This window comes from Bacillus sp. FSL R7-0672, from assembly GCF_038601465.1.
GTDB lineage: Bacteria > Bacillota > Bacilli > Bacillales > Bacillaceae > Bacillus > Bacillus pumilus.
In genome coordinates this window covers 3089330-3115883 of sequence record NZ_CP152010.1, presented here as the reverse complement: position 1 = coordinate 3115883, position 26554 = coordinate 3089330, and the positions used below count along the sequence as shown (strand labels likewise).

At 42.5% G+C, this 26554-nt stretch carries 28 protein-coding genes, 1 tRNA gene and 1 pseudogene; 25 read left to right on the top strand and 5 right to left on the bottom strand.

Annotated elements, in window-relative coordinates:
• Positions 1-11 precede the first annotated feature (11 nt).
• The 3 genes from MKY18_RS15925 to MKY18_RS15915 all read left to right on the top strand — a co-directional run bounded on the left by MKY18_RS15925 (position 12) and on the right by MKY18_RS15915 (position 1850).
• Positions 12-440, top strand: a complete 429-nt coding sequence (locus tag MKY18_RS15925) for an Rrf2 family transcriptional regulator (RefSeq protein ID WP_106067318.1) — start codon at positions 12-14, stop codon at positions 438-440.
• An 86-nt stretch (positions 441-526) separates the two neighbouring features.
• On the top strand, positions 527-1168 hold the full coding sequence (locus MKY18_RS15920) for an NAD(P)-dependent oxidoreductase (RefSeq protein ID WP_342497576.1): 642 nt from the start codon (positions 527-529) through the stop codon (positions 1166-1168).
• 43 nt (positions 1169-1211) lie between these two features.
• Positions 1212-1850: a DsbA family protein gene (locus MKY18_RS15915; RefSeq protein WP_065097963.1), complete on the top strand. Its 639-nt coding sequence runs from the start codon at positions 1212-1214 to the stop codon at positions 1848-1850.
• 60 nt (positions 1851-1910) lie between these two features.
• On the opposite strand, the gene MKY18_RS15910 is transcribed toward MKY18_RS15915, so the two are convergent.
• Positions 1911-2705, bottom strand: coding sequence for a C39 family peptidase (locus MKY18_RS15910; RefSeq protein WP_126740921.1), 795 nt, complete (start codon positions 2703-2705; stop codon positions 1911-1913).
• A gap of 233 nt (positions 2706-2938) precedes the next feature.
• Between MKY18_RS15910 and MKY18_RS15905 the strand changes: the two genes are divergently transcribed.
• The 17 genes from MKY18_RS15905 (at position 2939) to MKY18_RS15825 (ending at position 18639) form a co-directional block, all read left to right on the top strand.
• Complete coding sequence (locus tag MKY18_RS15905; RefSeq protein ID WP_065097965.1) at positions 2939-4114, top strand: ATP phosphoribosyltransferase regulatory subunit; 1176 nt, start codon at positions 2939-2941, stop codon at positions 4112-4114.
• Positions 4107-4748 carry an ATP phosphoribosyltransferase gene (hisG, locus tag MKY18_RS15900; protein ID WP_065097966.1) on the top strand — a complete coding sequence of 214 codons (642 nt, stop codon included), beginning with the start codon at positions 4107-4109 and terminating at the stop codon, positions 4746-4748. The genes MKY18_RS15905 and hisG overlap by 8 nt, the downstream gene beginning before the upstream one ends.
• Positions 4745-6034, top strand: coding sequence for a histidinol dehydrogenase (hisD, locus tag MKY18_RS15895; RefSeq protein ID WP_113768114.1), 1290 nt, complete (start codon positions 4745-4747; stop codon positions 6032-6034). The genes hisG and hisD overlap by 4 nt, the downstream gene beginning before the upstream one ends.
• Complete coding sequence (hisB, locus tag MKY18_RS15890) at positions 6031-6615, top strand: imidazoleglycerol-phosphate dehydratase HisB (protein ID WP_065097968.1); 585 nt, start codon at positions 6031-6033, stop codon at positions 6613-6615. The genes hisD and hisB overlap by 4 nt, the downstream gene beginning before the upstream one ends.
• On the top strand, positions 6615-7253 hold the full coding sequence (gene hisH, locus MKY18_RS15885; RefSeq protein ID WP_044139384.1) for an imidazole glycerol phosphate synthase subunit HisH: 639 nt from the start codon (positions 6615-6617) through the stop codon (positions 7251-7253). The genes hisB and hisH overlap by 1 nt, the downstream gene beginning before the upstream one ends.
• The gene (gene hisA / locus MKY18_RS15880; RefSeq protein ID WP_342497575.1) at positions 7250-7987 is read left to right on the top strand and encodes a 1-(5-phosphoribosyl)-5-[(5-phosphoribosylamino)methylideneamino]imidazole-4-carboxamide isomerase; all 738 of its coding nucleotides are present in this window, start codon (positions 7250-7252) and stop codon (positions 7985-7987) included. Before hisH ends, hisA begins: the two co-directional genes overlap by 4 nt.
• Positions 7984-8742 (top strand): imidazole glycerol phosphate synthase subunit HisF, encoded by a 759-nt coding sequence (gene hisF, locus MKY18_RS15875; RefSeq protein WP_044139386.1) that lies wholly within the window; start codon positions 7984-7986, stop codon positions 8740-8742. The genes hisA and hisF overlap by 4 nt, the downstream gene beginning before the upstream one ends.
• A complete protein-coding gene (hisIE, locus tag MKY18_RS15870) occupies positions 8739-9368 on the top strand; it encodes a bifunctional phosphoribosyl-AMP cyclohydrolase/phosphoribosyl-ATP diphosphatase HisIE (protein ID WP_342497574.1) in 630 nt (209 codons plus the stop codon). Before hisF ends, hisIE begins: the two co-directional genes overlap by 4 nt.
• Before the next feature lie 130 nt (positions 9369-9498).
• The gene (locus MKY18_RS15865) at positions 9499-10956 is read left to right on the top strand and encodes a tetratricopeptide repeat protein (protein ID WP_106066195.1); all 1458 of its coding nucleotides are present in this window, start codon (positions 9499-9501) and stop codon (positions 10954-10956) included.
• 363 nt (positions 10957-11319) lie between these two features.
• Entirely contained in the window at positions 11320-12711 is a 1392-nt protein-coding gene (locus MKY18_RS15860) for a C40 family peptidase (protein ID WP_065097973.1), read from the top strand.
• 233 nt (positions 12712-12944) lie between these two features.
• Positions 12945-13895, top strand: coding sequence for a thioredoxin-disulfide reductase (trxB, locus tag MKY18_RS15855; protein WP_034620189.1), 951 nt, complete (start codon positions 12945-12947; stop codon positions 13893-13895).
• Between the two features lie 357 nt (positions 13896-14252).
• The gene (locus tag MKY18_RS15850) at positions 14253-14717 is read left to right on the top strand and encodes an 8-oxo-dGTP diphosphatase (RefSeq protein WP_003213484.1); all 465 of its coding nucleotides are present in this window, start codon (positions 14253-14255) and stop codon (positions 14715-14717) included.
• Between the two features lie 39 nt (positions 14718-14756).
• Positions 14757-15644 (top strand): RNase adapter RapZ, encoded by an 888-nt coding sequence (gene rapZ / locus MKY18_RS15845; RefSeq protein ID WP_044139397.1) that lies wholly within the window; start codon positions 14757-14759, stop codon positions 15642-15644.
• Positions 15645-16604, top strand: a complete 960-nt coding sequence (locus tag MKY18_RS15840) for a YvcK family protein (RefSeq protein WP_126740918.1) — start codon at positions 15645-15647, stop codon at positions 16602-16604. It abuts the gene before it with no gap.
• Positions 16605-16621: 17 nt separating this feature from the next.
• Positions 16622-17572 carry a DNA-binding protein WhiA gene (whiA, locus tag MKY18_RS15835; RefSeq protein ID WP_044139391.1) on the top strand — a complete coding sequence of 317 codons (951 nt, stop codon included), beginning with the start codon at positions 16622-16624 and terminating at the stop codon, positions 17570-17572.
• 26 nt (positions 17573-17598) lie between these two features.
• Positions 17599-17856, top strand: a complete 258-nt coding sequence (locus tag MKY18_RS15830; protein ID WP_044139392.1) for an HPr family phosphocarrier protein — start codon at positions 17599-17601, stop codon at positions 17854-17856.
• Positions 17857-17895: 39 nt separating this feature from the next.
• Positions 17896-18639 (top strand): arylamine N-acetyltransferase, encoded by a 744-nt coding sequence (locus MKY18_RS15825; RefSeq protein WP_283923963.1) that lies wholly within the window; start codon positions 17896-17898, stop codon positions 18637-18639.
• Between the two features lie 50 nt (positions 18640-18689).
• Here MKY18_RS15825 and MKY18_RS15820 read toward each other — a convergent pair.
• Both MKY18_RS15820 and MKY18_RS15815 read right to left on the bottom strand, forming a co-directional pair.
• A pseudogene (locus MKY18_RS15820) lies at positions 18690-19028 on the bottom strand (ribonuclease); the annotation flags it as partial.
• Positions 19029-19362: 334 nt separating this feature from the next.
• Positions 19363-20340, bottom strand: coding sequence for a D-glycerate dehydrogenase (locus MKY18_RS15815; RefSeq protein ID WP_342497573.1), 978 nt, complete (start codon positions 20338-20340; stop codon positions 19363-19365).
• A gap of 554 nt (positions 20341-20894) precedes the next feature.
• Here MKY18_RS15815 and MKY18_RS15810 point away from each other — a divergent pair.
• The gene (locus MKY18_RS15810) at positions 20895-21476 is read left to right on the top strand and encodes a carbonic anhydrase (RefSeq protein WP_342497572.1); all 582 of its coding nucleotides are present in this window, start codon (positions 20895-20897) and stop codon (positions 21474-21476) included.
• Between the two features lie 37 nt (positions 21477-21513).
• Positions 21514-23136, top strand: coding sequence for a SulP family inorganic anion transporter (locus tag MKY18_RS15805; RefSeq protein ID WP_342497571.1), 1623 nt, complete (start codon positions 21514-21516; stop codon positions 23134-23136).
• Positions 23137-23164: 28 nt separating this feature from the next.
• Here MKY18_RS15805 and MKY18_RS15800 read toward each other — a convergent pair whose 3' ends face one another.
• The gene (locus tag MKY18_RS15800; protein ID WP_003213115.1) at positions 23165-23494 is read right to left on the bottom strand and encodes a MazG-like family protein; all 330 of its coding nucleotides are present in this window, start codon (positions 23492-23494) and stop codon (positions 23165-23167) included.
• Between the two features lie 136 nt (positions 23495-23630).
• On the opposite strand from MKY18_RS15800, the gene MKY18_RS15795 reads away from it, so the two are divergent.
• Positions 23631-24209: a TIGR00730 family Rossman fold protein gene (locus tag MKY18_RS15795; protein WP_342497570.1), complete on the top strand. Its 579-nt coding sequence runs from the start codon at positions 23631-23633 to the stop codon at positions 24207-24209.
• 59 nt (positions 24210-24268) lie between these two features.
• On the opposite strand, the gene clpP is transcribed toward MKY18_RS15795, so the two are convergent.
• The gene (gene clpP / locus MKY18_RS15790; RefSeq protein WP_003212962.1) at positions 24269-24865 is read right to left on the bottom strand and encodes an ATP-dependent Clp endopeptidase proteolytic subunit ClpP; all 597 of its coding nucleotides are present in this window, start codon (positions 24863-24865) and stop codon (positions 24269-24271) included.
• 432 nt (positions 24866-25297) lie between these two features.
• Between clpP and MKY18_RS15785 the strand changes: the two genes are divergently transcribed.
• Both MKY18_RS15785 and MKY18_RS15780 read left to right on the top strand, forming a co-directional pair.
• A tRNA-Arg gene (locus tag MKY18_RS15785) sits at positions 25298-25373 on the top strand.
• A gap of 175 nt (positions 25374-25548) precedes the next feature.
• Positions 25549-26439 carry an ABC transporter substrate-binding protein gene (locus tag MKY18_RS15780; protein WP_342497835.1) on the top strand — a complete coding sequence of 297 codons (891 nt, stop codon included), beginning with the start codon at positions 25549-25551 and terminating at the stop codon, positions 26437-26439.
• Positions 26440-26554: the final 115 nt, after the last annotated feature.

Below are 26554 nucleotides of genomic sequence, written 5' to 3'. Positions count from 1 at the left end.
GGTGAGAAAACATGAAAATCAGCAGCAGATTTACTGTCGCTGTCCATATTCTGGCCTTGCTATCACTTGAAAAAGGATCATTACAGACATCGGAGGATATCGCGGGAAGTGTGAATACAAACCCAGTGGTCATCCGCCGTATTATGAGTAAATTAAAAAAAGCAGGCCTAATCTCAACGAGTCTTGGCAAAGGCGGTTCTCAGCTGAACCGCAGTGAAGACGATATCACGCTGCTTAATGTGTATAAAGCGGTTGAAGTGGTGGATGAGGGAGAATTGTTTCAAATCCATGAAAGCCCAAATCCTGACTGTCCGATCGGTGCAAATATCCAGGCTGTGCTTGAGTTAATCTTGTGCCGCGCTCAAAGTGCGATGGAGCAAGTGCTTGCTGAGATCAAATTAAGTGAACTAACGCAGGTGTTAATCAAAAAAATTGGATGATCTATTCAATTTTTTTTACCTCTGTTGTAACTGAATTGGTTACATCTTTGTTTATCAAATAAAATCATTTTACAGGAGGAATTCATATGAAAATTGGTATTATTGGCGCTACAGGTAAAGCAGGACAGGAAATTGTAAAAGAGGCTCAATCAAGAGGACATGAGGTAACAGCCATCGTTCGAGATGCGAAAAAAGTGACAGATTCATCCGTAGCTGTTATTGAGAAGGATGTGTTTCATTTACAAGCAGAAGACATCAAAGGCTTTGATGTTATCGTCAATGCATTTGGCGCACCTGCTGGACAAGAGCACCTTCACGTAGAGGCAGGGAAAAAGCTGATTGATATTTTGAAAGAGGTATCTGATACGCGTTTAATCGTTGTGGGCGGAGCGGGCAGTCTTTTTGTTGATGAAGCCAAAACAACAAGACTTGTTAATACACCAGAATTTCCAAAGGAGTATGTGCCTACTGCTTCACAGCAAGGTGAAAACCTAAAAGATCTTCAACAAACCGAAGGATTCAAATGGACTTTCCTCAGCCCTGCTGCATTCTTTGATCCAGCTGGCAAACGCACAGGTTCTTATGTGAAAGGGAAAGACCAACTGATTGTCAATTCTAAAGGTGACAGCTATGTGAGCTATGCCGACTACGCCATTGCGCTTGTCGATGAAATTGAGCAGTCTGCCCATGTTGGAGAACGTTTTACCGTTGTATCTGAAGCAGAATAAGTGATTCGTTGCCGCTAAAAACGATGAGTGAGGAGTTTAACGTATGAATGATCAAGAATTGTCTCTCATTTATGTATGGGATGCGTATTGTGGCTGGTGTTATGGGTTTTCCAACAGTATCCGTACTTTGCATGAGAACCATCCTGAAATGTCACTGACGCTCGTATCTGGCGGCTTATTTGTAGGAGAAAGAAGTCTTCCAATAAAGGAATATCCACATATATCAGAAGCAAATCAACGGATCAGTCAGCTAACTGGCGTTGAGTTTGGTGAACGTTATCAGAAGCTGCTAGCAAACGGGACATTTCTCTTAGACTCTGAGGCTGCAGCCATTGGGTTTTCAGCATTAAGATCCGTTGCTCCAGATCGTGCATTGTACTTGGCAGCATCGATGCAAAAGGCTTTTTATCAAGACGGAAAAAGCCTGAGCGATGATGAAACGTATCAGGAGATTGCTCTGGCACATTATCTTGATCCTAATGCCGTCATTGAACGAATGAAAACAAAAGAAGTCTTCAATGATGCGTATGCCGACTTTGCGAAGGTTCATCAACTTCAAGTGAATGGATACCCTACCCTTTTATTAAAAAAAGGGGATGAATACTTCAGTGTAGGCGGAGGAGCGATGACAGCTGAAAAGCTTGAGGAGCGCCTGAAGGAAATCATAGAAGCATCATCATGAAAAAAACCATCCTCTATTCGGATAGAGGATGGTTTTTCATGTTTTCAAAGAGAAATTGTTCTAGGCTTTAATGATAATCGCCTGCCTGCCCATCTGTTCCCAAGAATCTTCAAACTGATCGCGATCGACTTTTTGATTCTTTTCTCCGTATGGGTTATTTAAGTAGACATGCTCCTTGTCATAGCCTGTGATGACCACGCTATGCATATTAAAGCTTACATCTATTTTGCCATTTGGTGTATTCCATGTTTCGATGTTATCTATTTTGTCAAAGGTGGATGTGGTAATCACCCAAACAGGATACCCTTTTTCAAGTGATTGATAGATGGCCTTTTTGACAGGTTTTCCGCTTAAGTCGACGACTTGAGCGCCCGCATGTTTTTTCGCAAGCTGATAAATAGGTTCATGGTATACACCAAGACCTGGTCCATTCTCCATATCGCCTACAAACCCGTCATGTGGGTCTCCTTTTAAGCCATTTTCATAATTGAGTGGAACACGTTTAATTTCATTTGCCAATGTGTCTTTCGTCACTTGCTCGTAGCCGCTGTAATGAAGAAGCATCGCTAAGCTTGTGACTTCGCATCCATTATAAAGCTTTGGGGCATCCATTTGATTGTAGAGGATGACGTCCATGGCTTTTTTGCTTCCTTTTAAGGAAGAATAGGTGGTATCTGTTTTTTTCGTTAATCGTGTTTCTTCAGCTGCGAGTGCCGTATCGTTTTCTTTTTCTTTGGCTGCTTCGTGTGGTGAAGCTGTCTTCTTGACTTGGTCGATTTGTGTCACGTATATAAAGCCGAAATAAACAAGGCATGCGCACAACAAAGTTAAGATTAATGTCTGGATGAACTTCACTGTAATCTCCTGTGTTATTCAATATTTTTATGTATTATAGCACGTTCTTTCATCCAACATGCAGAAAAGAGACAGGTGTCACTTGAATGTAATAATTCCACAAATTTTTCATGAAAATAGAGAGAAAATAAAAATGATTGATTTAATCACTTTATTTTGTTAGCATGTTATCATATTAGCGAACTAAAGGATTCGGAATTTTTTGTTTTAATGTGTTGGAGGTGTAGAAGAACATGTTTATGTTTGAGAAACCATATGGTATGCGGGATTCATTACCAGGATTGTATGAGACGAAGAAAAAAGTGAGACATTCCTTAACAGAGGTCATGAATGGTTGGGGTTACCGGTTGATGGAAACACCAACGCTTGAATTTTACGATACAGTCGGTGTTCAATCGGCGATTACAGATACACAGCTCTTTAAGCTGTTAGATCAGAACGGGCAAACCCTTGTACTCAGACCTGATATGACGGGACCTATTGCTAGAGTGGCAGCATCAAAGCTTCATGAACAGGCGTATCCACTTCGCGTTGGGTATGCGGCCAATGTGTTCCGGGCACAGGAAAGAGAAGGCGGGAGGCCATCAGAATTTGAGCAGGTCGGAATTGAGTTAATTGGAGACGGTTCGATTAGTGCAGATGCTGAAGTGATCGCGCTTGTCGTATTCGCATTAAAAAATGCTGGGCTCAAGTCCTTCAAAATCGCGATTGGGCATGTCGCTTTAGCAGAGACGTTATTTGTAGATGTACTGGGAAATACAGAGCGTGCAAACGTTCTTCGCCGATTCTTATATGAAAAGAATTATGTAGGATACCGTCAGCATGTGAAGCAATTGCCACTCTCCTCCATCGATAAAACGAGGCTGTTACAGCTTTTAGAGTTAAGAGGCGGCCAGGAAGTCACAGAGCGGGCAGAGGACATCGTCGTTTCACAAGAAGGAAAAGAGGTGCTTACGCAGTTAAAGTCGCTTTGGGAGACACTTGAAGATTACGGCTGTACAGAATATATCCGTCTAGATTTAAGCATGGTGAGTCATATGAGCTACTACACGGGTATTTTGTTTGAAGTATTTGCAGATCATGTTGGGTCAGTCATCGGAAGTGGCGGCAGATATGACCACTTGCTTGCTCATTTTGATGCACCTGCACCAGCTACAGGATTCGGACTTCGATTAGATCGTCTGCTTGAAGCGCTTGATGCAAAAGAAATCAATGAACCGCAGGAGGCAGTGATTTTTAGTAAAGAACAAAGACTGGAAGCTTTTGCTTTTGCAGAAAAGGAGCGGTCAAAAGGGAAAAAGATCGTGCTGCAAGACTTAGCAGGGATTGAAAATATTGACGCGATGACCAAGGCATTTGAGCAGGTGACTTATTTTATCGGCGCTAGAAAGGGAGAGCAAAATGGGTAAAGTGTTGACGATGGCGATGCCAAAGGGCCGAATATTTGAAGAAGCCGCAGGGCTGTTAAGGCAGGCAGGATATCAACTGCCAGAGGAATTCGAGGATTCAAGAAAGTTAATCATCGATGTACCGGAAGAAAACCTCCGCTTTATTTTAGCGAAGCCAATGGATGTGACGACTTATGTAGAGCACGGTGTAGCAGATGTTGGCATTGCAGGAAAGGATGTCATGCTCGAAGAAGCTCGTGATGTGTACGAGGTGCTTGATTTAAACATCAGTAAATGCCATTTAGCGGTTGCCGGATTGCCGGGAGCCAGCTGGGGCGGTGTCGCACCGCGTGTGGCAACAAAGTACCCAAATGTCGCATCTTCCTATTTTAGAGAACAAGGGGAGCAAGTAGAGATCATTAAGCTGAATGGTTCCATTGAATTAGCACCGCTCATCGGACTCGCCGATCGTATTGTAGACATTGTCTCTACAGGTCAAACACTCAAGGAAAACGGACTTGTTGAAACGGAGCATATTTGTGATATTACATCACGGTTTATTGTCAATCCTGTGAGCTATCGGATGAAGGATGTAGTGATCGATGAAATGGCGCAGCGCCTTGCAAGAATCATTGAAGGGGAGGAAACATCATGAACATCACCTACATACAAGAAGGTGAGACAGAGACACTCTCGCTCAAACGGACTTTAGATACAGGCACGGAAGAGCAGCGCCTGGCTGTTCAGCGGATTATACAAGAAGTGAGGCTAAATGGTGATCAAGCGGTACAGTCTTTTACAAAGCAATTTGATGGGGTGCTGCTTGAAGATCCGCTTGTCACAGACGAGGAAATGACAAAAGCCTCCGAACGTTTGGACCCAGCCATGATTCAAGTGATCCAAACGGCTATCCGTCATATTCGCACATACCATGAGCGTCAGCTGACATCCTCTTGGTTTTATCACCAGCAGGATGGCTCGATGCTCGGACAAAAGGTGACACCACTTGATGCAGTTGGTGTGTATGTCCCCGGCGGAACAGCTGCTTACCCATCATCTGTTTTAATGAATGTGATTCCGGCGCTTGTCGCTGGTGTTAAGCGAATTGTCCTTGTGACACCCCCAGGGAAAGACGGCTACCTCTCTGACGCTGTACTCGTTGCTGCGAAGGAGCTCGGTATTACAGAGATGTATAAAATGGGCGGTGCACAGGCGATTGCGGCACTTGCCTATGGAACAGAAAGCATCCAGCCTGTTGATAAAATCACAGGTCCAGGCAACATCTATGTCGCACTGGCAAAGCGGGAAGTATTTGGTCAGGTAGACATTGATATGATTGCCGGTCCAAGTGAAATTGCGGTTCTAGCAGACGACACGGCCATAGCACATGAGGTGGCGGCCGATTTACTTTCTCAGGCAGAGCATGATGCGCTGGCATCTAGTATTTTGGTGACCCCGTCTAAGACACTTGCTGAAAATGTGCGAGCTGAGGTGCAAGCGCAACTGGACACCTTGCCAAGAAAATCAATCGCTGCACAATCCATACAACATCATGGCCGTATATACGTGACAGATTCCATGGATCGTGCAGTAGACGTCGTCAATCAGTTAGCGCCAGAGCATTTAGAGGTGCTGACAGCATTTCCAGAATCATTTCTTGGTCAAATCAAGCATGCAGGGGCGATTTTTTTAGGGCGTTATAGCCCTGAGCCGGTGGGAGATTATTTTGCAGGACCGAATCACGTGCTGCCAACCAACGGAACAGCTAGATTTTCTAGCCCGCTTGGTGTGACCGATTTTCAAAAGAAAACGAGCATTATTTCATATAGTCAAGAAGCCTTTGAGACACACAGGGATAGCATTGCGGCTTTTGCCAGGTTAGAAGGGCTCGAAGCACATGCAAGGTCGATTGAATCGAGAAAGCGGGGGGAATCGTCATGAGACAGGCGGAAACAGCGAGACAAACAAATGAAACGAATATTTCATTATCGTTAGAGATTGATGGGGAAGGAAAAGCGGATATTCAAACAGATGTCCCTTTTATGACACACATGCTCGATCTATTTACGAAGCATGGACACTTTAATTTGACCGTTGATGCGAAAGGAGATACAGATGTTGATGATCACCACACAACAGAAGATATCGGCATCGTGCTTGGGCAAATGTTTAAGGAAGCGTTAGGTGATAAAAAGGGGATTAAGCGGTACGGGTCCAGCTTTGTTCCAATGGATGAAACGCTTGCGCAGGTCGTGGTCGACTTAAGTAATCGTCCTCATTTGGAAATGAGAGCGGCCTTTCCAAGTCAAAAGGTCGGTACCTTTGATACAGAGCTCGTACATGAGTTTCTTTGGAAGTTTGCGTTAGAAGCTCGTATAAACCTTCATGTAATTGTTCACTATGGAAGCAATACGCACCATATAATTGAAGCTATTTTTAAAGCGATGGCACGTGCTTTGGATGAAGCAACAACCATTGATCCACGTGTGAAAGGGATTCCTTCGACAAAGGGGATGCTCTAATGATCGGAGTCATTGATTACGGAATGGGAAATTTGTTCAGCGTATCAAAAGCACTGGAACGAGCAGGTGCCCGTTATATTGTCTCCGCTGATGTGGAGGAGCTCAAAAAGGCAGATGCTTATATTTTGCCTGGGGTCGGTTCGTTTCGTGATGCGATGCAGCTGTTAAAACAGACAGGGCTTGAGGCGTTTATCCACCAAGTAGTGCAGGAAGGAAAGCTGCTATTTGGCATTTGTCTTGGGATGCAGCTGTTATTTGAAGAAAGCGAAGAGGCAGGGCGTACGAAAGGTTTGGGGCTGCTAAAAGGGCGTGTCGTTCTTTTAAAGGATCGTGACCAGGATGGGCAAAGGCTGAAGGTGCCTCATATGGGGTGGAATGAGCTCACATTTCATCAGCCCTCCCCATTGTTTGACGGGGTATCCGAAGGATTTGCGTACTTTGTTCACTCTTATTATGTGAGGGATATGAATCCAGAAGAGCAATTAGCAAGCGCAGACTATGGCGTTCAAGTACCCGCAGTTGTCGGCAAGGGAAATGTGCTAGGCGCACAGTTTCACCCTGAAAAAAGCAGTACAACGGGCATGGCGCTCCTCAAACAATTTATTCAATTAGCAAACGAACAGAGGGTGAACAAATGAGTGAATTTACATTGTATCCAGCGATTGATATGAGAAATGGCAAATGTGTACGGCTCGTGCAAGGAGATTATGATCAAGAAACCATTTATGGAGATTCGCCGCTCGATATGGCGACGCGATTTGCAAATGAAGGAGCAAAGTGGATTCATCTCGTTGATCTAGATGGTGCGAAAGCGGGGAATCGCGTCAATCATGAGCATGTGCTGGCGATTGCTTCATCCTTAGATGTAAATGTACAAATTGGTGGCGGCATTCGGACAGAAGAAGACGTTGCCTTTTATTTAAACAATGGCGTAGCTAGAGTCATCCTTGGCAGCTCGGCTGTTTCTAACCCAGCCTTTGTGAAAAAAATGCTTTCGCAATATGGGGAGAAAATAGCGATTGGCATTGATGCGCGAAATGGATTCGTATCGACTGAGGGGTGGCTTGAAACATCGAAAGTGAAGGCAGAGGAACTCGGCAAAAAATTGGCAAAGGAAGGCGCGGAGGTCTTTATTTTCACGGATATTCAAATGGATGGCATGCTGGCTGGTCCTAATGTAGAAAGTACAGTTCGCTTAGCAGAAGCTACTGGCAAACAAGTCATTGCTTCAGGCGGTATCAGTTCGGTAGCCGATCTCCAAAAGCTGTCAGCACAAAAACAGTCAGGCGTTTCTGGTGCGATCATTGGAAAGGCACTTTATACGGAGCGGTTTACTTTAGCTGAAGCAATTGAAGGGCTTGACCGCGTATGATGACAAAACGAATCATCCCATGTCTCGATGTGAAGGAAGGTCGTGTGGTCAAAGGGGTGCAATTCCTCGGCTTAAAGGATGCTGGTGATCCGGTAGAATTAGCGCAGATATATGATGAGGAAGGGGCGGATGAACTCGTCTTTCTTGATATTTCTGCCTCTCATGAAGGCCGGAAAACGATGGTAGATGTGGTCAAACAAGTGGCGTCCACTCTTGCCATCCCTTTTACGGTAGGCGGGGGAATTAACCACCTTGAAGACATGAAGCGCATATTAAGAGCGGGTGCAGACAAAGTATCTGTGAATACAGCGGCAGTTTTAAGGCCAGAACTCATTTCAGAAGGTGCCGATTTTTTTGGTTCCCAGTGCATCGTCGTCGCAATAGATGCAAAGTACGATGAAGAGAAAAAAGCGTACATGGTTTATACACACGGAGGGCGCCGTCAAACGGATATAGAGGTTAGCGATTGGGCAAAAGAAGCCGTGCTGAGGGGGGCAGGAGAGATCTTGCTGACAAGTATGGATGCCGACGGTGAGAAAAAGGGCTTTGATCATCGATTAACAAAGCTTGTGTCAGAAGCTGTCACCGTACCTGTCATTGCCTCGGGAGGTGCTGGCAATGCTCAGCATATGCTGGAGGCATTTACAAAAGGAGAAGCGGATGCAGCTTTAGCAGCTTCCATTTTTCATTATAAAGAGACTTCAATTCAAGAGGTAAAGACATACTTGAGAGAACACGGGGTGAAGGTCAGATGAAACAGGCAAACGAATTATCCTTTCATGAGGCAGGCCTGATACCTGCGATTGTACAGGATGCTCAAAGCAAGGAAGTATTGACATTGGCGTATATGAATCAAGAATCCTATGAAAAAACACTAGAGACAGGGGAAACATGGTTTTACAGCCGATCAAGAAACGAGCTTTGGCACAAAGGCGCCACATCTGGACATACTCAGCGAGTCACATCCATTCGATATGACTGTGACAAGGATGCTCTGCTTATTCTTGTCTCACCAAGTGGACCAGCGTGCCACACTGGCAGCTATAGCTGCTTTTCGGAAGAAGGCGTGAAGCGTCAAACGGAAGAGCAGGATCGTTTTGCCATTTTAAATGAACTTGAACAGGTGATTGCGAAACGTCAGGCAGAAATGCCAAAAGGCGCTTATACAACCTATCTATTTGAAAAAGGGGTCGATAAAATCCTGAAAAAGGTAGGGGAAGAAGCGTCAGAGGTCATCATTGCCGCAAAAAACCGGGATCAAGAAGAATTGAAATGGGAAACAGCCGATCTTCTGTATCACCTGCTTGTGTTATTACGTGAACAGCAATTGCCGCTTGATGATGTATTAAAAGTATTAAAAAAACGTCATCAAGGCGAGTAAAAAGCCGGGGGCACCTCTGGCTTTTTACTTTTGAGTGAAAAACAAATCCTTCCTTTTCTTTTGTTCTATGTGACGACTCTTGAAGTATGTTATACTACACACGGTACACTGTTCGAAATGGAGGGTATCAGTGAGTAAATACACTTCTCAAAATAATCACACACAAGTCGTCCAGCTATTCCAAGATGGGCATTACTTTTTTCATAAAGGTCTAAAAGCTTATAGAGAAAGAAATCTATCTAAAGCGAGTAAGCTAATACAGCGGGCTATCGTACTTGAGCCTGAAAATGTAGAAATGCTGTCACAGCTTGCTATTATTTATACTGAAATGGGTCATTTCCAACAATCAAATGAACTGCTTGATTTCATCCTTGAACATATTGATGAAAATATGTCTGAGTGTCACTATTTTAAAGCCAATAATTATGCGAATCTAGGACTCTTTCAAGAGGCATATAAGTCAGCGACTGCCTATGCTTCATTAGAAGAGAACGGGGAATTTGCAGATGAAAATGATGACCTTCTCGACTTGCTCGATATGAGTGACGAAGAGGACGAAGATTTTCCTTACGATCAGGATGACCTGATTGTGAAGCAGGATCAAGCAAATCACTTGCTGGAAAGCGGCAGGCTTGATGAAGCCATTGAGATGCTGGAACAGATGATTGTTGAGTATCCAGAATTTTGGTCAGCGTACAATAATCTCGCATTGGCCTATTTTTATTCTGGTCGAATCCATCAGGCGAAAGAAATGCTGAACCGGGTTTTAGATGAAAATCCGGGTAATCTGCATGCCCTTTGCAACCAGCTTGTCTTCTATCATTATGAAAAAGAAGAAGAAAAGGTCAATACGTTAGCAAAGCAATTAACGCACGTGTATCCAATATTAAGTGAACAGCGTTATAAGCTTGGCGCAACATTTGCCCTAGTTGGAGAATTTGAATGGGCCTTTAAATGGCTTTATTCTTTGTACAAAACAGGCTTTCAGGGAGATAGTACATTTTTATACTGGCTCGCAAGCGCAGCTTATTATACAGGTCACAAAACGCTTGCACAGACGGTTTGGGATAAGATGGTCGAAGAAGATATCGATGCAGATGAAATTAAGCCGTGGCAGGATAAACCTGAGGAGACTGAGCCAATGGTCTCCATTGAGGAGCGGCTGACGGCGTACTATGTAAGCAAACAAAAAGGGGAACGTGACGTTCTTCAATCTGTCCTTGATGCACGCGCAGCGAAAACCGCTTTTGAACAGCAATTCATTGAACTGCTCTTATACGAAGATGAAATGGAAGAACGGTCTTTTTCAGAAGATGCGGTTTTTGCAAAACAGGCGGCATCCAGCTTGGAAGAAGCTGTTCAGCCTGACAGCCATATGCCTTATTTTTGGTTATTCCATATTATTCAGCAGGCACGTGCTTCTGGCGTAGATAAGAAAAATGCGCCTGCGTGGGCAGCAGCATCTTATTATTTATGGATGCAGGAGCAAGAAGAATCTATTAGCAAAAAAGAGATTGCAGCCTCTTTTCAAATCAGTGTTCAAACACTGTCTAAATATGAACAAGTCATTTGTACATTAATTGATTGAATAGGTAAATAGATTTAGAAGATTGCAGCATGGCCGAAAAGGTCATGCTTTTTTCTTGGATAAAAAGGTGGGATTTGCAAGGATTTGGCGAAGTATGACAATCACGACATGTTTTTGAAACATAAATGTAATAAAAATATTAGCTCATTTTGTCGATGTCTCATGTATAATGAAAATCGTGGATTAAAACAAAGACATATATTTAGATATTTTACTATACATAATGAAACACCTAGTGATAGAAACAATCTGGTCAACATCTGACTGATCAATCAGGAAGAAAGACATAGATAGCACAGATTGGTCGCAGAGAATTTGCTGCTTTCTCATGTCGCTTGGAAATTGTCAAAGGAGGAACTATTCGTGAAAAAGTTTATTACTTTCGGTTTAGCTTCGGTCATCGGAGCGAGCAGTTTATTTATCCCATTTACTCATGAAGCAAACGCACAGAACTTTGAACAAAAGAAACAAGAGCTGGACAGCAAGCAATCTGAGGTCAACAAAAACCTTCAAAAGAAAAAAGATGAGCTTTCAAAGCTTGAAGCAAAACAAGAGGCACTTGCACTAAAGCTAAAAGAAATTGACGAGAAAGCTTTAAAAACAAGTGATCAAATCGAAGAAAAACAAAAAGAAAATGAACAAACGAAAAAAGAAATCAATGCACTCAAAAAAGACATTGCTGATACTGAAAAACGTATTGAAGATCGAAACAAATTCTTGAAAAAGCGTGTACGTGCGCTTCAAGAAAGCGGCGGTTCTACGAAATACATAGATGTATTACTAGGAGCGAAAAGCTTTAGCGATTTCATCAGCCGTGCAGGTGCAGTATCTACACTCATCAACGCAGACAGCGAAATCATTAAAGAGCAAGAAAAAGACAAAGCTGAGCTTCAAAAGTCTGAAAACGAATTAAACACAAAGCTTGAAGATGTTCAAAAGACACTTACAAAGCTTGAAACACTTCAAACAGACTTGAATAAACAGCTTGATGAAAAAGACAAGCTATTCAAGCAAGTGAAAAAGCAAAAGGGAAGTGCTTCTTCTCAAATCAGCGAGTTAAACAGTGAGGCTAACAGCATTGCATCTGAAAAAGACGCAACAATCGCTGCTCAAAAACAAGCTGAAAAAGAAGCAAGAGAAGCAGCTCAAAAAGCTAAAGAAGAAAAAGTACAAAGACAACAGCAGCGTCAAGCTAGTGTTCAAGCAGAAGACAACAGCTCAACGAACGACAGCAGCCCGTCTTCAAATAACAGTAACAGTGGATCTTCAAATAACAACGATAATAACAACAACAGCAGTTCACCAAGCAAGAAGCCATCTACTGGCGGTGGATCACCTGTCAGCAGTAACGTAGGCGGAATCGAAGGTGCGATCAGCACAGGTTCTACCATTGTTGGACAATCTCCATATAAATGGGCTGGCGGCAGATCTCAAGCTGATATTGACGCACGTCGTTTTGACTGTTCTTCATTCGTTCGCTGGGCATTTGCATCAGCAGGCATCAACCTTGGACCAGTTGGCGGTACAACAACAGATACGCTTGTAGGTAAAGGAAGAGCTGTAAGTGCATCTGACATGAAACGCGGAGACCTTGTGTTCTTTGATACGTATAAAGTAAATGGACACGTTGGTATTTACTTAGGAAATGGTACATTCTTGAACGATAACAGCTCTCGCGGTGTTTCAGTCGACTCTATGAGCAATGTTTACTGGAAAAAAGCATTCAATGGTGTTGTAAGAAGAGTCGTTGAATAAATCATTACTTACTATATAACCGTAAACAGGCTTCCTTAAACAGCAGTTTAAGGAAGCTTTTTCTTTTTTTGAAGATATGAGCAAATGATTCGCTTATTATCCACAGATTTAATAGGATATGGGTAAGGAATAAAACTAAGAGTGGGATGGATGCTTTCTGTCATGAATGGAAGCATCACCCAAGGGCATTCTAATAAGAAATGCTAGCAGTAATTGAAGAGGGAGTGACAGTTGTGTCAGAAGAAAAAATCTACGATACGATCATCATTGGAGCGGGACCTGCCGGAATGACAGCCGCTGTTTATACATCACGTGGAAATCTTTCAACATTGATGATTGAAAGAGGGATTCCAGGCGGTCAAATGGCTAATACGGAAGATGTCGAGAACTATCCTGGCTTTGAAAGCATTTTAGGGCCAGAACTTTCAAATAAAATGTTTGACCATGCGAAGAAATTCGGTGCTGAGTATGCATATGGCGATATCAAAGAAATCGTAGACGGTGAAGAGTACAAAATCGTCAAAGCCGGTTCGAAAGAATACAAAGGACGCTCTGTCATTATTGCAGCAGGTGCGGAATACAAAAAAATCGGTGCACCAGGTGAAAAAGAACTTGGCGGCCGAGGCGTCTCTTACTGTGCAGTATGTGACGGTGCTTTCTTTAAAAACAAAGAGCTCGTCGTCATTGGTGGAGGAGACTCTGCGGTAGAAGAGGGTGTGTACCTCACACGCTTTGCGTCAAAAGTAACGATCGTTCATAGACGCGATAAGCTTCGTGCACAAAGCATTTTACAAGCACGTGCTTTTGATAATGAAAAAATCGACTTCATGTGGAACAAAACCGTTAAACAAATTAATGAAGAAAACGGTAAAGTCGGCAGTGTGACTTTGATTGATACGGTGACTGGTGAAGAAGAAGACTTTAAAACAGATGGCGCCTTTATCTATATCGGAATGCTGCCACTGTCTAAACCATTTGAAAATCTCGGCATTACAAATAAAGAAGGCTACATCGAAACAAACGAAAGAATGGAAACGAGAGTGGAAGGCATTTTCGCCGCTGGTGACATTCGTGAAAAAACACTCCGTCAAATTGTGACAGCAACAGGTGACGGAAGTATTGCCGCACAAAGCGCACAGCATTATGTAGAAGAGCTTGCTGAAAAGCTCAAAGCAACGAAATAAAAGGCTGTCGTAAATCCTTAATATAGCGTCATGGGCTTTTAACTGGAATGTAACACGGGTGAAACAATTTTCCGTTATGATAAAACTAGTAATTGACCCCCTTTTATAAGGAATACATGTTTGGCACGGATGAGAATCCGTGTCCTTTTTTTTGCTTAAAATCAGAAATTCATGAGATGTTCACAAATGACGCATGGAGAACCATTAGTTGCTGTAAAATAAAGAGTAGAAAAATTGCCCGCCACTTCTTTCAGACGAAATTCGGTCTGATTTCGGTGAAGAAGGGGCATGTTCATTGTGGGAGTCAGGATGAACCTGTATAATAAGTTAAAGACATAAAAGAGTAGGTGACAGCTGATGCAACGAGTAACCAATTGTGTGCTGCATCACGAAGATCAAGTTCTCTTGCTGCAAAAGCCAAGACGGGGCTGGTGGGTAGCGCCGGGCGGAAAAATGGAAAGCGGAGAATCGGTCAAGGATTCAGTCGTTCGAGAGTATAGAGAAGAAACAGGAATTTATATTTTAAATCCACAGTTAAAAGGTGTTTTTACCTTTATCATAAAAGAAGGCGATCAAATCGTTCAAGAGTGGATGATGTTCACCTTTATGGCAGATTCATTTACTGGAAAAAACGTGACAGAGTCAGAGGAAGGCATTTTAAAGTGGCATGAAGTAAAGGATGTGCCGCATTTACCGATGGCACCAGGAGATTCCCATATTCTTGATTTCATGCTAAAGGGAAAAGGACTTCTTCACGGTACTTTTACGTATACACCTGATTTTGAATTGATTGCTTATCGGTTAGACCCTCAAGGAGACTAATACATGAACCGTTTTTATAAAGAAGGAGAGGAAGCAGGCATGAATACGCACAAACAAGGAGATATTCAGCTTGTGATTATTACAGGAATGTCAGGTGCGGGGAAAACCGTTGCCATTCAAAGCTTTGAAGATTTAGGTTACTTCTGTGTAGATAACTTGCCGCCATCACTTTTACCAAAGTTCCTAGAACTCATGAAGGATTCGAATTCGAAGATGAGCAAGGTCGCCCTTGTGATGGATTTACGCGGACGAGAATTCTTTGACAGCTTAGTTGCAGCCTTAGATGAAATGAGTGATCTTGGCTGGATCACACCAAGAATATTATTTCTAGATGCAAACGATAAGGTGCTTGTCTCAAGATACAAAGAAACGAGACGTTCGCATCCTCTTGCGACAACAGGTTTGCCGCTCGAAGGAATCGCAATGGAACGCGATCTGTTAGAAGAGTTAAAAGGCCGGGCTCAAATGATTTTTGATACATCGGATTTAAAACCAAAACAGCTTCGAGAAAAAATTGTCGCGCACTTTGCCACGACCCAAGGGCAGGTGTTTACAGTGAATGTGATGTCCTTCGGTTTTAAATACGGTCTGCCGATTGATGCTGATCTTGTATTTGATGTGAGATTTCTGCCGAATCCTTACTATATTGAGAGCATGCGTCCACAGACTGGAAACGATGAAGAAGTGCGTTCCTATGTAATGAAATGGAGCGAGACACAAAAATTCACAGAGAAATTAATTGACCTTCTCAGCTTTATGCTTCCGTCCTATAAACGAGAAGGAAAAAGCCAGCTTGTGATCGCTATTGGCTGTACAGGCGGACAGCACCGATCAGTGACGCTAGCGAACTACTTATCGGAGTATTTTAAAAATGACTACTACACTCATGTCACTCACCGGGACATTGAAAAGAGAAGCAGAAAATAGATGACGACACTTCCAAAGGTGGTCATTCTTGGCGGGGGCACTGGCTTATCTGTTTTGCTCAGAGGGCTAAAAACAAAGCCAGTGGATATTACCGCTATTGTAACGGTTGCTGATGACGGAGGCAGCTCAGGCAGACTGCGGCATGATTTGAATATTCCGCCTCCAGGCGATATTCGAAATGTCCTTGCAGCTCTCTCTGATGTTGAACCACTTGTAGAAGACTTATTTCAGCACCGTTTTAACAAAGGGAATGACTTAACAGGCCACTCACTTGGCAACCTCATTCTTGCGGCCATGACAAATATAACCGGTGATTTTTTTCATGCCGTCACAGAAATGAGCAAGGTCTTAAATGTAAGAGGAAAAGTCTTACCAGCAGCGAATTCAAGTGTTGTTCTACATGCTGAATTAGAAAATGGGCAAGTGGTAACAGGAGAATCAAAAATCCCAACCTACGGTGAGCGAATTAAACGCGTGTTCCTCACACCCAATACGATTGAGCCGCTCCCAGAATCGATTCAAGTCATTCGTGAAGCCGATTTGATCGTCATTGGACCTGGCAGCTTATATACAAGTATCTTGCCAAACTTACTTGTACCGCATATTGGTGAAGAAGTGATTCGTTCGAAGGCGAAAAAAGTGTATATTTGCAATGTCATGACGCAGCCAGGGGAAACGCTTTCCTACAGTGCAGCTGATCATGTGCAGGCATTAAACGATCATATGGATCGTCCATTTATTGATACCATTTTTGTGAACAATAAAGAAATTCCAGAAGAGATCAAAGCAAAATATGCAGAAGAACAGGCACAGCCTGTACAGTTCGACACAGATGTACTCAAGGCAATGGGACTGGAAGTCATCCCTGGGGAAATCATTACATACGACCAGCATGTGATTCGTCACGACACGCTGAAAGTAGCCGCGCTGCTTGTCGACCTGTTGCATAAGAAAAAATAGGAATGGGGGTGGCAAGGATGTCATTTGCATCCGAAACAAAAAAAGAGCTGACTAATCTGGACGTGAAGGACTGCTGCACAAAAGCAGAGCTTTCTGCCCTCATCCGTATGAACGGTTCATTATCTTTCTCTAATCGAAAATTAATTCTAGATATACAGACAGAGAACGCAGCCATCGCAAGACGGATTTATACGCTGCTAAAAAAGAAATATGATGTCACAGTCGAGCTGCTCGTTCGTAAGAAAATGAGATTAAAAAAGAATAATGTGTATATTGTCAGACTGGTAGAACGAGCGAAAACCATTTTAGAGGATTTGAAAATATTAGGTGAGCATTTTGTATTTGAGCGCAATATTTCAGAAGAGCTTGTAAAGAAAAGGTGCTGTAAGCGCTCCTATATGAGAGGTGCTTTTTTAGCAGGCGGTTCTGTGAATAATCCAGAAACGTCTTCCTATCACCTTGAGATTTTTTCACTATATAAAGAACACAATGATGCCCTTTGTGAGCTGATGAACCAATTTCATCTCAACAGTAAAACACTTGAGCGTAAAAAAGGCTACATCACATATATGAAAGAAGCCGAAAAAATTACCGAATTTTTAAGTGTTGTAGGTGCGCATAATTCACTTCTTCGCTTCGAAGACGTTCGGATCGTCCGTGATATGCGGAATTCCGTGAACCGGCTCGTCAATTGTGAAACAGCAAACTTGAATAAAACGATTGGTGCATCGCTGCGTCAGGTCGAGAACATCCAATTCATTGATGAAAAAATTGGACTTGATGCTCTGCCAGATAAGCTGCGTGAAATTGCAAAACTGCGAGTCGACTATCAAGAGGTCACGCTAAAGGAACTGGGAGAAATGGTGGAAAGTGGCAAGATTAGCAAATCAGGCATTAATCACCGCTTAAGAAAGCTAGATCAAATTGCAGAACAATTACGAAACGGACAAGCTGTTACACTCAAATAGGAGAATGAAAAAGGGAGGCAGATCATATGGTGGAAAAAACGGTCACCATCCAGTTGAAAACAGGCTTGCAGGCACGTCCCGCTGCTTTGTTCGTACAGGAAGCGAATCGCTTTGGAGCTGAAATTTTTCTAGAGAAGGACGGAAAAAGAGTCAATGCGAAGAGCATTATGGGTCTCATGAGCCTTGCGATCAGCTCTGGGGTCACTGTTAAACTGATAGCAGATGGTGCGGATGAACAAGAAGCCATTGATGCGTTAACGGATTTTATCAATCAAGAAAACTGAGTCTCTTCACAGACTCAGTTTTTTTAGAAGGGAATGAACATGATGCAATCAGCATTTTTACAGAAGATCGGATACGAAGGCCAGTCCATCACCTTTGATGACCTGCCTGTATTATTAAAAAAGATGGCCTACACCTTTCCATTTGAAAATAGATCTGTGCTGAACAAACAATCCTATGCCTTGAATCAAGAAGGATTGAAAGAGCATCTTCTTGAAGGAGGCAGAGGAGGTCTTTGTTACGATCTCAATCCTCTTTTATATTATGTGTTAAAAGAGGCAGGATTCGCTGTACAGCTCGTTCAAGGGACCGTGTATAACAAGGAAGCGGGCATATGGGCAATTGATGGTACGCACGTAGCCATGACGTTGAATCATCACAACGAACGGTATCTTATTGATGCGGGTTTTGGTGTGAATTTACCTCTCCAGCCTGTACCCATTACTGAAGAATGGGTGGAAGGAGCGTCTATTCGGTTTCGAGTCAAAGAAGAAGAAACTGAAAAAGGTACGCATCTTCTTCAATTAGATAGAGGAGAAGGCGCTGAAATAGGCTATGCATTTACATTGGAAGAGGTGAGTGAGCCTACATTGGTCCAAATGAGAGAGGAGATTTATGAAAATGAAGCCTCTCCTTTTAACAAAAGACCGCTTGCTTCAAAGCTCACACCAACAGGACGTGTAATCGTCACCGAGGATCATGTCACTATACATGAACATGAAGAAGTGTCGAAAAAAACGCTGTCTCTGCCTTTTGAGGAATACGTGAAAACCCTGCTGCCATAAGTGGCATCAAAAAAACAGCCCTGCGTCAAATGGGGCTGTTTTTTGATTGATTATCGAATCCGTGTGAATGTCGCGTAATGGTCTGTTGTTTTGTAAATGAGCCAGTCACTTGAATACACGAGGCGGTCAGCATTGCGGAAGCCTGAGACGTAGTTGATATCTGCTTCACGCCATGTGCGGCCGCTTGCTGAAGGGAGACGTCCCTCCCGGTTAGAGAAAACATCTCCACCGATGCTTTTGCCTGGGGCAACCTCTGCTAGATTTCCCTTCGATGCCACCCATCCAAGAGCACTTGCTTGTGATTTTGTGATGTAGTTATCAGGCAGTCGTTTGTAGCGAATCAAATAATCTGCTACACCATCAAACGTATTAATGACGGCAAGGGTATGAACATCTGATGTCAGTTGAATAGAAGCTGTTTTATTTGTGGCGGTCGGTGTAAGTGGTGTTTCGGCATAGGCTTGCTGCGGAATAAAACCAGAAAACAGAATAGCAGCGATCAGAGCAAACATAGTAAAAACCGAACTGATTTTTTTCATCTTCATCCTCCTATTAAGGAAATCGGAAGCTGTCCTCTTGATGCTTGTCTACCTCATATTATAGCACCCGAATATGAAGGAAATGTAAAGAAACAGGATCTTTGCTAAAATGAGGCTTTTCTCCTGATATTCTTCTGATGAAATAAATAAAAAGACGCAGCTCTGAATCCTGCGTCTTTTCCGATTAAGATGAAGCAAGCTCCTTCACAATATCTACAGGGGCTTTGCCATCAATTCCATGAATCACATTATGAATGGCTCGTTTCAGCATAAGATCCCGTGTTGTTTCAGTAGCGGAACCGATGTGGGGAACAAGGGTGACATTGTTCATTTCTTTGAAAGGATGATTCTCCTGAAGCGGTTCCTGTTCAAACACATCAAGACCTGCGCCTTTGATCCATCCCTCTTGAAGCGCTTGAATGAGGCTTTTTTCGTCCACTGTTTTCCCGCGGGAGATGTTTACAAATAAAGCCGTTTGCTTCATTAACTTCAATTCTCGTTCGCCAATCATATGATACGTTTCATCGGTCAGCGGTGTAATCAACACAATGATATCAGCTTGCTTTAGTAGGTCATCAAGTGTGCAATATAAAGCGCCATATGCTGATTCAGCCTTTTCATTCCGGCTGCGGTTATGATACAGGACATTCATATCAAAACCATGTGCAGCTCGTTTGGTGACTTGCTCTCCGATTCGTCCCATGCCAATAATGCCAAGCGTTTGATGATGGACATCGATGCCAAAGATATCTTCTTCCTGTACAAATTTCGTCCATTTCCCCTCACGGATAAAACGATCAAGCTCGGCAATTCTTCGCGCAGAGGAAAGAATGAGTGAAAATGCAAGGTCAGCCACAGTATGATCGAGTGTATGAGGCGTGTGCGTTCCGATTATGCCTCTTTGCCTCATCACTTCTATATCGAAGTTGTCATAGCCAACAGAGTTATTGCTCACGACCTTGAGTTTTGGTGCGTGATCTAATAGCTCTTGATCGATTTTCGTCCCAGACGTTAAAAGACCATCAGCATGCTGCAATTTTTGAAACAAAATATCTTTTGGAATGGGGTCTTTGGATTGCCACACCTCGTATGTACAATGTTCCTTTAGTATTTCCTCAAATGAGGCAGGTAATGGTTTGGCGACAAAAATATGTGGTGTCACAGTCAACTCGCTCCTTTCACATGGTCATCTTGCTCCTTTTATTATAAAGCAACCATTTCGTCTGAACACGTTTGAAGGTTATCTGCTCAATATTTAATATACTAAAATAACGGAAAAGAGAGACATTTTCTTAGTGAAAAAGGTTATTTATATGCCATCTGATGCATTTATTACTTAGGTGGAAATCAGCTAATGGGAGATGTGACATATGAAGAAGCCGGTTTTTCTGAGAGATTATCTGACAAACTGGAAAATAGATCGAGATTTTTTGATAGAAAAATGATTATATTTGAAACATATTAAACGGGAAGGTCGTTTTCTACTAAACCATTTCATCGTCTTTTGGAGAGCAGAGAACGATAGATTGAAAGGAAGACCGCGTCCCCCTTGCGATGAAGCGTAAATGAGAGAAAATGATCACATTTCTTCTCATCGTTTTCTCATTTTTTTCTTTTTTTTCTATCATTTTTCATCTTTAAGCTTGAGAACACACGAAAGAAAAGGAGGACAGGCAGGAGCTTACGTGACTTATAAAAAGATTGGGAGTTGGCAAAATGGGATCAAAATTAGAACAGATTCTTCAGCACAATTCAAAATTCGTACAAGAGAGACATTATGAGCCTTACAAAGTGGGGAAATTTCCTGAAAAGAAACTCGTCATATTAACTTGTATGGATACACGTCTTTTGGAATTATTGCCGCAATCCATGGGGCTGCGCAACGGTGATGCGAAGATCATTAAAAATGCGGGCGCCATCGTAACACATCCTTTTGGCAGTGTGATGCGGAGTATTCTGCTAGCAATCTATGAACTAAAGGCAGAAGAGGTATGCATTGTAGGACATCATGAATGCGGAATGGCAGGTCTTGCGGCAGATCCTTTACTTGAAAAGGCGAAAGCGCGTGGCATTGAAGAGAAATGTTTGAGCATTGTGAAAAACTCAGGAGTTGATTTAAAGGGATGGCTGACAGGCTTTGATTCGGTTGAAGAGAGCGTGTCCCAAAGTGTGAAATTGGTCAAAGAGCATCCACTTATGCCAAGTGATGTGGCTGTTCATGGACTTGTCATTCATCCAGCAACGGGAAAGCTGGATGTCGTTGTGAAAGATAATCAGATTGACGCACAGTATATCTAAATCATCTACACATACTTGAAGGAGGCCAACACATACCATGCGTTTTTATGGAAGATTTGAAGGATATGATTCATCAAAATTTAGACGTGATTTAATCGCTGGGCTTGTCGTGGGCGTTGTGGCAATTCCTTTAGGCATGGCTTTTGCCATTGCATCTGGTGTCGGACCAGAATATGGATTATACACAGTCATCGTTGCCGGCATTTTGATTTCATTGTTTGGTGGTTCAAAGTATCAGATCGGTGGGCCGACTGGGGCGTTTGTTCCAATTTTATTTGGTATCGTCAGCCAATACGGTATCGAAAACTTACTCATTGCCGGTTTTATGGCAGGGTGTATGCTTGTATTATTCGGGATATTCAAACTAGGGAAGCTCATGAAATTTATTCCTCGTCCGGTTATCATCGGCTTTACTGCTGGCATTGCTGTCATTATTTTTTCAGGGCAAATTGCCAACTTCCTCGGATTAAAGGGTGTTGAAAAGCATGAAAGCTTTTTCCTCAATATGAGAGAAATTGTGGTCCATCTCGGTACCGCAAACAGTCTTGCCATCATCACAGCTATGATTGGGCTTATTGTGATTTTGGCGGCACAAAAATACATTCCCAAAATACCTGGTGCTCTATTAGGTCTATTGGCTTCAACGTTTCTAGCTGTTCTCTTTTTCCAAGGACAAGTTGAAACGATCGGCTCGGCATATGGGGAAATTCCTCGTCAGCTGCCAAGCTTTGCTTTTCCTGAATTAACGATTGAAAAAATGATCTACCTCCTCCCTCCAGCGATTGTCATTGCGCTTTTAGGCGGCGTGGAATCAATTTTATCGGCAATGGTCGCAGACAATATGAAAGGCTCAAAGCATGACAGCAATAAGGAGCTTGTTGGGCAAGGAATTGCCAATATGGCGGCACCGCTGTTCGGAGGAATTCCGGCGACTGGGGCGATTGCCCGTACGGCAACAAACATCAAAAATGGCGGAGCAAGCCCGATTTCTGGTGTTGTGCATGGCGTCGTCGTGCTGCTCATCTTAATGCTATTTGCGCCATATGCGTCGATGATTCCACTTGCTGCGATGGCACCGATTTTAATGTTTGTTGCTTGGAATATGAGTGAGAGAAAAGAGTTTATCAATATTGTAAAAGTGAAAAATGCGGATTCCCTTGTACTTGTTGTGACCTTCCTGCTGACGGTCATCGGTGATTTGATTATTGGAGTCACCGCAGGGCTCATTTTAGCCTTTATTGCTTTCATCAAAAAAATGAGCCAGACGACCAGCATTCATCCAAACGTTGCGGTTCCCCAGATGGAAACAGCAGCAGCTTTAGAAAAACAGACAGACCAGCAAGGCATTAGTATGTACGCCATTGAAGGGCCGCTGTTTTTCGGAACAACAGATTCACTCGAAAATTCGATTCTGGACCATGTTCAGACAAAGCCAAAAACGCTCATTCTGCTCATGAATAAAGTCAATTATATGGACACATCAGCAGAAGCGGTGCTGATGAATATCTCCAACCGGTTAAAGCATCATAATGGTAAGCTGATGATTGTCGGACTTCAATCACAGCCGAAAGAGCTTTTGCGTCGAACAGGTCTTTTCCATCATATTGGAAAACAGCATTTTTTTGAACGAACAGATGATATCTCACCACAGCAGCTATAAAGGTGGAAAAAAGCACGTGACGATGTGGTCACGTGCTTTTCAGTTCTGAAAAACGCTTTGTGAGTTTCTGTTGATGAGAGGAGAAGATCTCTTCTACTGTGACATCATAGAGATCGGCTAAAATAAGTAGATTCGCTAACACATCTCCCATTTCTTCAACGAGTTCTTTCTTCAACTCAGATGATTTTTGTTTTTGCTCGTCAGGCCGGTCACGTCCGATCTCGATGGCTCTAACAGCGCGAGCGAGTTCTCCTGTTTCTTCCATCAGGAACCCTAACCGGATAAACGGTCCGTATTCTGTCCAATTTCTCTTTTTGTAAAAATCCTTGATCCATTTCTCCATCTCATTTGTTTGCATTCTCTTTATACAGCTCCTTATATGGTGTGCACCTTTTGATTTTACACTATATATAGACGAAGCGGTTGTTTTTAAAAAAACAATTATAGTAGAATGAGTGGGTGAAGAAATCATAGAGAGAGATGGAGCTGTTTTGATGAAAACGATTTGTGTGTTTGCTGGTTCGAATCTAGGCGTGAAGGACGTCTACAAAGAAAAGGCTGTAGAGCTGGGGACTTATATGGCAGAGCATGACATCCGTCTTGTATACGGCGGTTCACGAATTGGATTGATGGGTGCCATTGCAGATGAGGTTTTAAGAAATGGCGGGCAAGTCATTGGAGTTATGCCTAAGGGGCTTTTTAGAGGAGAAGTTGTGCATCAAGAGCTGACAGAATTAATCGAGGTAACAGGAATGCATGAACGAAAAGCGAAAATGAGTGAGCTGGCTGATGGATTTATTGCGATGCCAGGCGGCTTTGGTACATATGAAGAATTATTTGAGGTGCTATGCTGGGCACAAATCGGCATTCACCAAAAGCCAATCGGCTTGTATCAAGTGAATGACTATTTCAATCCGCTCATTGACATGGTGAAGTTTAGTGTACAGGAAGGTTTCTCGAATGAATCACACCTCCAATTGTTACATGCCTCCAGCGAACCGGAGGAATTAATCACGCAGATGGCTTCTTATCAAACACCATCTCTTCAGCAGAAATGGACGGAGCTGTCTTAAAGCGTATTTCAACCACAAAAAACCGTCTGTTCGAGGAGCAGACGGTTTGTTTTGTCATATTATTTTTGTTCTTCTGCATTACGGGTCAAGACTTTGTCAATGAGTCCGTATTGAAGTGCTTCTTCCGCTGTTTTGAAGTTGTCACGATCTGTATCGCGCTCAATCACTTCGATTGGCTGACCAGTACGTTCAGCAAGTACTTGGTTCAGTTTATCGCGTAAAGAAAGGATTCGTTTTGCCGCAATTTCAATTTCTGTTGCTTGACCTTGGGCACCACCTAGTGGTTGGTGAATCATGACTTCACTGTTTGGAAGAGCATAACGCTTACCTTTTTCACCAGCAGCAAGCAGGAACGCACCCATAGATGCAGCCATACCAATACAAATGGTTGATACCTTTGGTTTAATAAATTGCATCGTATCGTAAATGGCCATACCAGCTGTGATTGAACCGCCAGGGCTGTTAATGTAGATAGAAATATCTTTTTCTGGATCTTCAGCTTCTAAGAAAAGCAGCTGTGACACGATGGAGTTGGCAACATTGTCATCGATCGCAGAACCAAGCATGATAATACGGTCTTTTAAAAGACGAGAATAAATGTCGTAAGCTCTTTCCCCACGATTTGTTTGCTCAATGACTGTAGGTATTAAATTCATAATGTTCCTCCTTCACCTTTTAGGTAAGTATGTAATTCAATGATACATTTTTGGTCAATAAAGGTCAAACAAAACGCAATCAAAAAATTCGACAGCCACATGTTATTTTTCCCAAAAATTATTTTTCTTAAACCATGGAAAAGGTTTAAAAAAATATGGTAAAACTTTGGCTATGCAGTGACCATGCTTCTCCTAGGATGGTTGACATTGTTCATTTGGCCATTTATTGATGGGATCATTTGTCTTGTCAAAACAGTGGATGAAGTAAATGAAAATATGGAACGAAAAATTATTGCATCTGTTAAAAGTGCATAAATCGACATGGCTGCATCTTTTCGGTGCAGGCTTCTTCTTTGAAGTCATCAGAATATCATTGCTTTCTTGCAGCATTTCCCTTATAATTTGATATGCTGACGTTCAAAAACATATCGTGCGCTCGTAGCTCAGTTGGATAGAGCGGTGGTTTCCGGTACCACGTCTGCCGGGGGTTCGAATCCCTCCGAGCGCGTACTTGGCCTTGTTCACGATTGATAAAGGTCCAATTTAAACCCTCTCCTTTGGAGAGGGTTTTTTCGTTTTACTATATGTATCATTCACTTTTAAAACTGTTCATTTAATGGTTGTCTAATTATGCTATAATTAATAATTATTCTCAATTAAAGGTGGTTTCGCAAGTGGAAAAAATGATATGGTTGATCAGTTTGATGGCATTATTGTTAGTGGCATGCGGGCAGAAAGAGAATAAAGAGCAAGCAGCAAGTACACGTACATATACAACTGAAACGGGTGAAAAGATCACCATTCCTGCCAAGCCAAAGCGAGTTGTTGTTTTAACGGCGCAGCTTGGAAGTTTCCAAAAGCTTGGTGTGACACCAGTTGGGATGACGGATGTTTATCCTAAATCATCCTTTTTAGATGAAACAGGTGTGAAGCGGGTGCCTATCGAAAATGTGGAGGCGATTGCAAAGCTGAAGCCTGATTTGATTATTGCTTATTCTCAAAATGCACAGGTTGAAAAATATAAAAAGATTGCCAAAACGATCACATTCACGACAAGTGAACACAGCTTCAAAGAGATGCATATTGAAATCGGAAAGATTCTTGGAAAAGAAGCGTTAGCAAAAAAACAAATAAAAGAAATGGATGAGCAGTTAAAGAAAGACGGAGAAGAAGTCAAAGCAAAAATAGGTGATGACAAGACGTTCTCCATTATGGATGTCCAGCCAAAGCAAGTATACTTATTTGGTACTGATTTTGGCCGCGGCGGGGAAGTTATCTATCAAGGCTATGGATTCAGCCTGCCTGCAAAAGTAGAAAAGGCACTTCCAAAGGAAGGCTATCTTGGTATTTCGTTAGAAGAGATGAACCAGTATACAGGTGACTATTTACTTGTCCCCACAAAGGATGGAAAAGAGCCAAACCTAGATATCACGGGCAGCGGTGTATGGAAAAAGAATCGAGCGGTGAAGCAGGGACATGTTCTTTATTATTCAATCAATGAATTTATCTATGCAGATCCGATCTCAATTGAAAAACAGTCTGCTGCGTTTAAACAAATGCTGCTCAAAAAATAATAGAAAAAGGACAAAGCACTTAACTTGGGGCTTTGTCTTTTTTCTTCTAGTCATCTCTTAAAATACTGGTCATAAGACTCATTTCTTCCCTTTACAGGCGTATTTGTTGAGCCCG